10 protein-coding genes are annotated in these 10,826 nt (G+C 28.1%); 1 reads left to right on the top strand and 9 read right to left on the bottom strand.

The window, feature by feature from the left end:
* Positions 1-283: 283 nt before the first annotated feature.
* From pyrE to B3603_RS21160, 9 genes are all read right to left on the bottom strand, one after another.
* Complete coding sequence (pyrE, locus tag B3603_RS21200) at positions 284-862, bottom strand: orotate phosphoribosyltransferase (protein ID WP_291568703.1); 579 nt, start codon at positions 860-862, stop codon at positions 284-286.
* 145 nt (positions 863-1,007) lie between these two features.
* A complete protein-coding gene (locus tag B3603_RS21195; protein ID WP_291568701.1) occupies positions 1,008-1,904 on the bottom strand; it encodes a dihydroorotate dehydrogenase in 897 nt (298 codons plus the stop codon).
* A gap of 24 nt (positions 1,905-1,928) precedes the next feature.
* The gene (locus tag B3603_RS21190) at positions 1,929-2,672 is read right to left on the bottom strand and encodes a dihydroorotate dehydrogenase electron transfer subunit (RefSeq protein WP_291568711.1); all 744 of its coding nucleotides are present in this window, start codon (positions 2,670-2,672) and stop codon (positions 1,929-1,931) included.
* A gap of 11 nt (positions 2,673-2,683) precedes the next feature.
* The gene (gene pyrF, locus B3603_RS21185) at positions 2,684-3,553 is read right to left on the bottom strand and encodes an orotidine-5'-phosphate decarboxylase (protein WP_291568698.1); all 870 of its coding nucleotides are present in this window, start codon (positions 3,551-3,553) and stop codon (positions 2,684-2,686) included.
* Between the two features lie 129 nt (positions 3,554-3,682).
* Positions 3,683-4,879: a dihydroorotase gene (locus B3603_RS21180; RefSeq protein WP_291568696.1), complete on the bottom strand. Its 1,197-nt coding sequence runs from the start codon at positions 4,877-4,879 to the stop codon at positions 3,683-3,685.
* A 25-nt stretch (positions 4,880-4,904) separates the two neighbouring features.
* Positions 4,905-5,339 (bottom strand): aspartate carbamoyltransferase regulatory subunit, encoded by a 435-nt coding sequence (locus tag B3603_RS21175; RefSeq protein ID WP_291568694.1) that lies wholly within the window; start codon positions 5,337-5,339, stop codon positions 4,905-4,907.
* Positions 5,340-5,365: 26 nt separating this feature from the next.
* Complete coding sequence (gene pyrB, locus B3603_RS21170) at positions 5,366-6,283, bottom strand: aspartate carbamoyltransferase (RefSeq protein WP_291568692.1); 918 nt, start codon at positions 6,281-6,283, stop codon at positions 5,366-5,368.
* Positions 6,284-7,560: 1,277 nt separating this feature from the next.
* On the bottom strand, positions 7,561-8,463 hold the full coding sequence (locus B3603_RS21165) for an HD domain-containing protein (protein WP_291568690.1): 903 nt from the start codon (positions 8,461-8,463) through the stop codon (positions 7,561-7,563).
* 98 nt (positions 8,464-8,561) lie between these two features.
* A complete protein-coding gene (locus B3603_RS21160) occupies positions 8,562-9,212 on the bottom strand; it encodes a DUF1836 domain-containing protein (RefSeq protein WP_396152588.1) in 651 nt (216 codons plus the stop codon).
* A 1,057-nt stretch (positions 9,213-10,269) separates the two neighbouring features.
* Between B3603_RS21160 and B3603_RS21155 the strand changes: the two genes are divergently transcribed.
* The gene (locus B3603_RS21155) at positions 10,270-10,512 is read left to right on the top strand and encodes an AbrB/MazE/SpoVT family DNA-binding domain-containing protein (RefSeq protein WP_191741413.1); all 243 of its coding nucleotides are present in this window, start codon (positions 10,270-10,272) and stop codon (positions 10,510-10,512) included.
* Positions 10,513-10,826 lie beyond the last annotated feature (314 nt).

The following is a 10,826-nucleotide window of genomic DNA, read 5'->3' as shown; positions in this document are numbered from 1 at the left end:
AAGCTAATACAATTTTCATTATTAACCCCCCCATATATTTTTAACACTATTTTATCCGACGCACATATTCAGAATATTAAGATATTTATAACTTCATAGTAAATTTTTTTCACTTTCATGTCAATAATTACAAATTATCACATTATACAGAGGCGCTACAAAAAAATGCATAACAGCCTAAAATATTATGCATTTTTACTTTATTTGATGCAAATTTAATACACTGTTTGAATATTTATTCTTAACTAATGAATAAACTTTTTTTATAGACTAATTACGACAATTATTTTATAATTCTACTGCCTGGCTTAATGTAAGGAACCTGCTCTTTACACAGCGGACACTCATCAACATCAAAGACTTCTATATTTAATTTTATGGCACTATATAGAGGTAATTTTAATTTACAATCCTCATTTCGTCTATCAACTATTGAACAAACTCCTACGATTTCCGCTCCTAACTTATTTAACACTTCAATAACTTCCATAGTTGATTTTCCTGTAGTTACAACATCTTCAGATATAATGACTTTTGTTCCTTTTGCAATTTCAAATCTTGATAAAGTCATAACCCCATCTCTTCTCTCAGTAAATATTGCTGTCTTGCCTAGTTGTCTAGCAACTTCATAAGCAACAATCACCCCTCCCATAGCTGGACCTACAACTACATCAAAATCTATATCCTTTATCTTTTCTACTACTAATTTTAAAATCTTTTCTGCTTTATCTGGGTATTGTAATAATCGTGCACATTGACAATATCTATCACTATGTTTTCCTGAGGACAGTAAAAAATGTCCTTCTAATAATGCTCCTGATTCTAATAATGTATCTATAACCATTTTATCCCTATTCTCCATTATTAACCTCCAATATATATTTGTATTTTTAGTAAATTTTTTTTAATTTAAAGATGAAGATTCAACAACATTTTTAACTATATTAAGAAAGTTACTATTAATGTTTAATTTATTCTATATTTCATCATTATTCATCTTTAGCCCTTTAAATTATCCCTCTTATTTCGTTTATATCTTTAATTCCCTCAGATTCTAAATATTTTTCTATACCATTTATTATATCTAAAGCTATATCAGGCTTTATAAAATTTGCAGTGCCTACTTGGACTGCCTGTGCTCCTGCCATTATAAATTCTATAGCATCTTGCCATGTTCTTATTCCACCTAAACCGATAACTGGAATATCTACTATTTGGCAAACTTCATGAACCATTCTAAGTGCTATAGGTTTTATTGCTGGTCCAGATAATCCTGCATATATATTATCAAATACAGGCTTTTTCTTATATATATCAATGGCCATTGCCTTAAAAGTATTCACGAGAGATAATGCATCTGCACCTGCCTCACAGCATCTATATGCCATATCTCTTATGTCTTCTGCGTTAGGCGATAATTTTACTATTAACGGCTTCTTACATAATCCTTTAACTTGTCTTACAGCATCATAAGCAATATGAGATTTTATACCCAATGCCATTCCACCTTCTCTAACATTAGGACAAGATATGTTAAGTTCAATCATATCTACATTACTATCATTTAATTTTTCTATACCCTCTAAATACTCCTCAATTGTAGAGCCTCCTAAATTAGCTATTATTACAGTATTCATTTTTTCCATTTTTTTAATTTCATCATTTAGAAAATGGTGTACTCCAGGATTTTGAAGCCCTACACTATTAATCATTCCTGATGAAGTTTCTATCATTCTAACTCCACAATTTCCTTCTTTAGAATTAATGGTAAGTCCTTTTGTGCTTATTCCTCCAAGCCTTGATACATCAAAGAACTCCTTATACTCTTCACCAAATCCAAATGTACCTGAAGCTGCTATTATGGGATTTTTAAAATCTACTCCACATATATTAACACCTAACACTTTAGTCAACTCCTTTACAATAAATTAAAGTTCTATATCCTCTCCTAAAAACACAGGCCCGTCTACACAGGTTCTCTTATTACCATGCTTAGTTTTACATGTGCATACTAAACAGGCTCCTATCCCACAAGCCATCTTCTTTTCTTCTGAAATATAAACTCTAGTATTTTTTTCTCTACACATTTCTATAACTTTATGCATCATTATTTCTGGCCCACAACATAGTACTAAATCATAATTTTCAGGTTTAAATATTTCTGTTATATATCCTTTATAACCATAACTTCCATCTTCTGTTGATATATTCACTGAGTTTACCTGGTCTTTTATTTCTTCTAGCCCATATACATCATGTTTAAACCCTGCAAGCACATCTATTTGGGATTTTTTTATTTTCTTTGAAAGATAGTGTATAGGAGCTACACCTATTCCCCCTGTTACTAAGGCTATTTTTTTACCACTAGCTTCTTCTATATCAAATCCATTTCCTAGTGGACCTACAACACTTATTTGATCTTCACCTTTAAGTCTGCTTAAAAGTTCAGTTCCTTGTCCTACTACTGCATATAAAAACTCTATATTTTTCCCCTTTTCATCTATATTGTGTACGCTTATAGGTCTCCAAAGTATTGGTTCATTATCCCAGCTTCTTAACATATAAAATTGTCCAGGTTCTGCTTTAAAGTTTCCTTCTATTTTTAACTTATATATACCCTCACATACTTGAATATTTTCTATAACCGTATTTACTGTATACTTCTTATTTATATTCATTGTAACTACTCCTGCCTTATAGCCCTTAGTATTTCATCTCTCATTCTTATAACTTCTTTTCTAGCATATTTTGCAAAATTTGCTTCTCCGTCCTCATATTTTTTATAAGCAAGCATTATGCCTCTTGATGAATTTACAACTCCACCGTTTCCATTCTTTAAATATAGTGCAACATCTTCTGCCTTTCCTCCCTGTGCACCATATCCAGGTATTAAGAAGAACATTGAGTTTAGTTTTTTTCTAAGCTCTACCCCTTCTTCTACATGAGTACATCCTACAACTCCTCCTATTGAGCTATATCCACACTCTCCTATACATTCTTTTCCTAAGTTCTGAATTTTTTCCCCCACTAAATTGAATACCTTTTTTCCATCTAGTGTATCAATATATTGAACATCCTTAGCCCCTTTATTTGAAGTTCTAACTAGCAGAAATACACCTTTTTCTTTTTCCTTAATATATGGAAGATAAGGTTCGATACTATCTAATCCCATATATGGATTCAATGTTATAAAATCAGCTTCAAAATCTCCTTCAAAGTGGGCTTTAGCATACATTTCAGCTGTTTTTGATATATCCCCTCTTTTTATATCCCCAATACTTATTCCACCTTTAAACTTTATATACTCTAATGTTTTTTTATAAGCAATAAGTCCTGATATTCCTAATGCTTCATAATAGGCTATTTGTGGCTTATAGCAAGCTGCAACATCAATAGTTTCATCTATTATAGCCTTATTAAACTCGAATATTGCGTCTTCTAGTGAACTAAATTTATTTAGAAAAGTATTTGGTATATAGCTTAAATCTGTATCCAGTCCTACACATACGTGTCCTTTTTCTTCAACAGTTTTAAATAATTTATCTATTATCATTTTTATCTCCTTATCAATCTTATTTATATAGGATAGATTATCAGTTTTCAGTCATAAAATTTTTATGACTGATCTCTAATAACCTAATATTGAAAATAGTTTTTCTTATTAACTTATTTTTTAAACCGTCTAGTTATATTCATCATTAGAATAAACTTCTTTTCCGCCTTTTATAGTTTTAACTATTTTCCCATATACTTTCATTCCATTTAAGGGGGTATTTTTTCCTTTAGACCAAAATTCTTCTGAATTTATCTCGTAGCTTGCTTCTAAGTCCAATAGTACTAAGTCCCCCTCGTAGCCAATCTCAATTGTTCCCTTATTTACTCCTAACAATTCACTTGGATTTTTGCTCATTATTTCACTTAACTTATTTAAGCTTATATTCTTTTCTCTTACTAACTTTGTGTAGGTTGTTGAAAAGGCTGTCTCTAATCCTGAAATGCCTGGTGCTCCCTTTATCTTATCTTCTTCACTATGAGGAGCATGATCTGTAGCTATTGCATCTACATATCCCTCTTTTATAGCTTTTATTAAGAAATCTATATCCTCTTTATCTCTAAGAGGAGGATTTACTCTATAATTGTATTTATTAGTTAATGCCAAATGATGAGGTGCAACTTCACAGGTCACTTTCAATCCTTGCTTTTTAGCTTCAATGATATCACTCATTGCTTCTAAAGTACTTACATGTGCAATATGCAGTTTGCAATTAGTGATTTTAGAGAATTCTATATTTCTTTTAGTCATTATATTTTCAGCAATTCTCATGTCATAGTTTGAAAGATATGGATCTTCACAATGACACATTACAATCAAGTTTTCTTCTTTTGCTTTTTTCATTGCTTTTAACATCACCATGCTATCAATTACATCTTTTCCATCCTCAGAAATTATTTTTATAGAACTATCTATTTCATCTAAATGGCTAATATCTTGCCCATCAAAATTTCTAGTTATTGAAACTACTTGATGTATATCTATAAGTCCTGTTTCTTTAGCTTTGTCCTTAACATAATTTACAGTATCCATAGAACTGCACACAGGATTTGTATTCGCCATGAGGTTAACCATTGTAAATCCACCTTTAACTGCTGCTTTAGAGCCTGATTGTATATCTTCTTTATAGGTTAATCCTGGATCTCTAAAGTGAGCATGTAAATCTATAAAGGATGGCATTAAAGTTAGTCCATCTGCATCTATCGTGTTGCAGCTCTTTTTTAAATCTTTGCCTGTCTCTACTATAATCCCATCTTTGATATAGACGTCTCCTATAAATACTTTGCACCAATCAACTACTTTAGCATTCTTTATACAAAGTTCCATAAACACTCTCTCCCTTTTATAGTTATTAAATAAGCTCTCCTACTTTTCTTATATCATCACAGTATTTACATCTGTATTCTTTTGTCTTTTCATTCACTAGATAGTGAACATGCTTTAAATATGGCTCTATAGAAGTTATACATCTTGGATTTTTACACTTAATAATATCTTCTACTTCTTCCGGTAATTTTAAATTTATCTTTTTAGCTATTTTTTCATCCTTAATTATATCTATTGTCATTCCTTTATCCATAAGTCCTAGGATTGTGAAATCTATATCTAGAACATTTTCTATCTTTATAATATCTTTTCTTCCTAGCTTTTCACTTTCAACATTCATTATTAACGCAACTCTATAATCTACTTTGTCTAGCCCTAAATAATTGAATATTTTTATTCCGCCGCCTGATTTTATATGATCTATAACTATACCATTTTTAATACTATTTATTGTTAACATATTCATACTCCTCCTACATTCAATATTTAAGCTAAGCCTAACAGTTTAGCAATTAGTGCCATTCTTACAAACATTCCATATTTAGCTTGTTTGAAGTACACTGCTCTTTCATCATTATCAACATCATAAGATATCTCATTTACTCTTGGCAGTGGGTGAAGTACTATCATATCGTCTTTAGCCATATTCATTTTTTCAACATCTAAAATATAGGAATCCTTCAATCTTACATAATCTTCTTCATTAAAGAATCTTTCTCTTTGAACTCTTGTCATATATAGTATGTCTAGTTCTCCTATAACATCTTCCATTTTTTCTACTTGAACAAATTCTACGTTTTTCTCTTCTAAAAGTCTTATTATATAATCGGGAACTTTAAGCTCTTGAGGTGATATCAATACAAACTTATTGTTTTCATATCTAGATAAAGCTTTTATAAGTGAGTGTACTGTTCTACCAAATTTTAAATCCCCACAGCATCCTATGGTTAAATTTGATAAATTGCCTTTTATACTTCTTATTGTTAAAAGATCTGTTAAAGTTTGGGTAGGATGTTGATGGCCTCCATCTCCAGCATTTATAACTGGTATTTCTGAGTTAGATGCTGCAACTAATGCTGAACCCTCTTTAGGGTGTCTCATTACAGCTATATCTGTATAGCAAGCAACAGTTCTTATAGTGTCTGAAATGCTTTCTCCTTTAGCTACTGAACTTGAATTTGGTTCAGAAAATCCTATTATACTTCCTCCTAGTCTTAACATAGCCGCTTCAAAGCTAAATCTTGTTCTAGTACTTGGCTCATAAAAAAGTGTAGCTAATAATTTTCCTTCACAAAGTTTTGAATACTTCCATGGATTTTTGATGATATCATCAGCAAGTNNTATTTCCTCTAGTTCATTTAAATTAAAATCCATTGGCTCGATTAAATTTTTTCCTTTTAACATAACAACATCTCCTTTTTACCTCACTGGGTTAATTTAAAGGTATTAATGTAACCTAATAGTTTAAAATTTTATAAAATAAAAAATGCTTTCCTGAAAGGAAAGCATTTTTCTTTACTATAACCATATAGCTATAGCTATAATTATAGCTACACCTATATACCTACATAACACTACTATCTTCCCTTTCTAATCTCACAGGATCAAATTTAAAAGGATTATATTAAAGTTTTAACATATTTTTTTATCTTAAAATACATATTATATAAATCTTTAATAGTTGTCAAGATATTTTATTCAATTACAAATATTTTACTTCAATGTATATTATATTAATAATTTTATAATTAAGCATAAATTCTTATAAAGAACTAGTAATATATCGTCAGTAAAAAATCAGCTAAAAAACTCTCATTATCTGCTAAGAGCTCACCATAATTGTTCATTGCTAGTGGTTAATTATCAATTTTGCAATTATAGAATTTAAATGATTATATGAACTCATAAATCAAATTTACATTTAATATATATCATATTCACCAATACTTGCTAAAATAACATAATATGTATTATAAATTTATTAAAATAAAAATAATTTTAAATTATTATATTCAAATATATAGATATTTGAATATATATATAGTATAATATAAATATCCAACATGAAGACTTAAAATATACTGTGAAAAATAGATTTTCATTAAGTAACCCTATAAATATACTATAACAAATATCATGAGATATACAAATATACTAAATATTTTTATTAATAATCTAAATTTGATATGTAGCTAAACATTACCACTAACTAAATGATTTATATCATAAGTTTTTGGTACACTAATATTATAACCAACTACTTAAAATAAAGGAGGAAAATTTTAATGAAAATATCATTTGACGACAAAACAAAAAAAGCTCTTTTAAGCAAGCTTGAAAAAAGTGATAAGGACGCTTTCAGATTGATGATTAAAGGCTTTGGTTGAGGTGGCCCGACTTTAGGAGCTGTTCTGGATGAGCAGAAACAAAACGATATAACAGAAACAATTGAAGGAATAAAATTCGTTGTAGATAATGAGGAAGCAGAAATATTTGAAAACTGTAAAGTATTCTATTCAAAAACAATTTTTGGAGAAACTTTTAAGGTAGTATCAGGTATAGTAGCACCAAGTACTTGTTAATAAATAGAACTGTTTTAATATCATAGTTTTTACAAAAATTATTCAATACTTGTTATATAACTAAAAAAAAGCTATGAAAATTCATAGCTTTTTTTATTCCTATACAAATAATTTTGTACCTATTCTCCTGTCGTATTCGGACCATGTTCCTGGCTCAGTTATATCCTTAATTTGTTCTACCTTATTCATTGTTGCATCCACATAATCAGCATAATGAACTATAAAAGCCTCTTCAGTATTAGGCGCTTTAGGAGAGCCATATTCCACCTTTCCATGATGTTGAACTATGCACCCCTTTATTCTATGTTTAAATTCTTCTGTATAAAGTTCCGGTCGATTTTTAAAAGCATCTTCTATCATAGTTATACCTATTACTATATGCCCTTCCATTTCTCCCCTCATACTCATAGAAAATGGTCCATCATAATTATATTCATATATTTTACCTATATCATGAAGCTTTGCAGCTAAAATAGCAATTTCTTTATGTTTACAATTGTATCTATATGCAAAAACCTTAGTCAAATAAGTAACATTTAGAGTATGTTCAGCAAGTCCACCTAAATATCCATGGTGTTGACTTAGTCCTGCAATTGCTCTTTTAAATTTATTTAAAAATTCTATATCATTAAAGAAATAATCATTTAATGCTTTTACTTCACTATCTTTAAACTCTTCATCAGATATAGATTTAAGTTCATTCATTATATCTTCTATAGATCTTTTAATAGTAGGAAGAAAATCTTCTATTCTAAAATTTTCTATTTTTTCAGATTTATTTATTTTAAATTTACCATCTGAAATTGCCTCTATTTTTATAACATCGCCTATATTATATTTAGCACCTTCTGGTATAAATACCTTTAAGTCTCCACTATTATCTCCCACATAATGCATTACTCTTCCTTCAGCATCATAAAACTTCTTTTTAATCATAACAAGCATGGTAAACTTCTGGGAAGATTGTTTATCCTTAATATCAATTATACGTAATCGCTTCATATGTTCAACTCCTATACCAAAAATAATTTCTTAAATTTATAATTATTTTGTGATATATGATAGTATTTTATCCATTCTATTAAGGAATATTGTAATTTCTAATTTTCATCAGTATATTCACTAACAATTCTTCTTACAAGCTTTTTAATTGAACTAGCTTGAGCTACTAATGTCATTACAACTAAAAATACAAGAATTCTTTCATGTTCTTCTTCTTTAAAATCATGATTTTTAAAGTAATCGCTTAATTTTTCTTTATCGTTAAATTCCTCATTTATGAAAAGCCCATTAAAACTATCCTTTTGCATCTTTGAAAAAACTTCATAAGTATCTTCCCATGATAAAATATCATCTTCTCTATTGTTTATTTCATTAAATGCTAGCTTAAATACTTTTCTTATCTCTTCTGTAGTAAGTATAGGTCTCATATAACTTAACAAAACTAATTGTATTAAGTGAATTTTTGTATAGCCTCTTTTTTTACCATCTTCTGGTTTAGATATTACTTCACTTTTTATATAATTTTGAAGTATATTATTAGTAAAGTTATCATCATCAAATCTATCATTTAAGTAATCCTTTACCTGTGATAAAAACAAATCATATTGTGGTAGTTCTTCATAAGGAATCACGCTTTTTTCAGCAATATCCTTTGCCATAACGGATATTCTATCTAATATGGTAGATAGAGCCTCAGGGCTAAAGCCTTTTTTCACATTACTATTTTCTTGATTCGAATTATTTTCCATATGCTCACCTCAAATTCAATTTATTACTACATTAATCTTTAATATTTTCTTCGTATTCATATTATATGTTATATATAAACTTATTACAAATTATTTTTAACCATAAAATACATATTATTCATCTCTTGAAAGTTGTTTTCTTATTATTAATTTCGACAATATTATATTAATTGCAAATCAGGAAATAAAATATTGCAATCTTTTACTTATTAACATCATTTAATAATATCCACAGCAAGTTATACACATTTTATTATAAGTTATTCACAAAATCTGTGCATAACTTTCCCTTTATTCATGCCAATTTCCAATATTGTTGTTTATAACTGTGAATATTTGCATATAATTATCCACATTATCAACAATTGGCCTGTGTATAACTTGTTATGTTTTTGTGGAAATAATTGAATCAAATCCGTCATTTTATTGTATCTAGTGTCCTTTTGTATACTTTTATTAATTATTATGTAATTTATGGAATTTTATTTAAATGATATTATATTCTTAATTTTTCTACTATATAAATATATGTAAACCAATATTTTTAAAAATAAATATGAAAATTTTTGGAAATAAATAAAACTAACTATGTATTTTGATTTTAATAAAAGAACATATAATACGATAAATTGTTCTAAGAAGTATTTAGTTTAAAAATATATATATTATTATACATCTAAGTTACTTTTTTAACCATAATATATAAGGTTTTCTTATAATATTCGACATTGTTTAATACTATAACCATATTGTTACATTTATTTCTTAAAATATTTTTATTAATATAATTGTTAAATTTATGAGCATAAATGCTCTATTTATCAGCGAATCGCTTGATTTCAACGTTTATCATCGGTGTTTTTTTTTGTATTTTAAATTAAAAATAATATTGACATTTGTATAATATGGTAGTATATTAACTATAGATGGAATTTAGTAGAAATTTTGTAACTTTATAAGAGTATAGGTTTAAGAAATTATGCTAAATATCTAAGAATATATAATATTAAATAATATTTTGTCGAAAAAACTTTTTTGCGTTAGGAGGAAATACATTATGAAATCAACTGGTGTTGTAAGAAGAGTAGATGAGCTTGGAAGGATTGTTATCCCAGTAGAGCTAAGAAGAACATTAAATATAGGTGAAAAGGACGCTCTAGAGATATATGTAGATGGTGAGCAAATAATATTAAAAAAATATGAACCTGCTTGCATATTCTGTGGAGATGCTAGAGATGTTATAAACTACAAATCTAAAAACGTTTGTAAAAACTGCTTAGAAGCATTAAAATCTGAATAATCACTTTTATAATAAAAGGCGTTAGCATAAATTTTGCTAACGTTTTTATTATGTTCTAAAACACTTTTAAACGTAGATAACCTTTTATATATATTAAACTATAAAGTTGTAACTAAAGCCTATTAGGCCTATTTAAACACTATATAGCTTTATTTTTTCATATTACATCCTACTATTTTATCTACTAACTATTTATTAAGTTAATGGTTGGTTAAATTTCCGTATTTTATATATTTTCTACTTTATTAAAAGTTATATAATAACTTTTTTATATTTTGTAATCTTTTTTTAACTTTCTCTATGTTCTACAATGG

This window comes from Clostridium sp. UBA2485, from assembly GCF_002341865.1.
Taxonomy (GTDB): domain Bacteria; phylum Bacillota; class Clostridia; order Clostridiales; family Clostridiaceae; genus Clostridium_J.
Note: the sequence above shows the minus strand (reverse complement) of the source record. Positions and strands in the feature narration are given on the sequence as shown.

Bases quoted from the DNA above. Each gene is read 5' to 3' on its own strand.
- pyrE (WP_291568703.1), bottom strand. From the start codon at position 862: ATGGAGAATAGGGATAAAATGGTTATAGATACATTATTAGAATCAGGA.
- pyrF (WP_291568698.1), bottom strand. From the start codon at position 3,553: ATGATAATAGATAAATTATTTAAAACTGTTGAAGAAAAAGGACACGTA.
- B3603_RS21180 (WP_291568696.1), bottom strand. From the start codon at position 4,879: ATGGAACTTTGTATAAAGAATGCTAAAGTAGTTGATTGGTGCAAAGTA.
- B3603_RS21175 (WP_291568694.1), bottom strand. From the start codon at position 5,339: ATGTTAACAATAAATAGTATTAAAAATGGTATAGTTATAGATCATATA.
- B3603_RS21165 (WP_291568690.1), bottom strand. From the start codon at position 8,463: ATGAAGCGATTACGTATAATTGATATTAAGGATAAACAATCTTCCCAG.
- B3603_RS21160 (WP_396152588.1), bottom strand. From the start codon at position 9,212: ATGGAAAATAATTCGAATCAAGAAAATAGTAATGTGAAAAAAGGCTTT.
- B3603_RS21155 (WP_191741413.1), top strand. From the start codon at position 10,270: ATGAAATCAACTGGTGTTGTAAGAAGAGTAGATGAGCTTGGAAGGATT.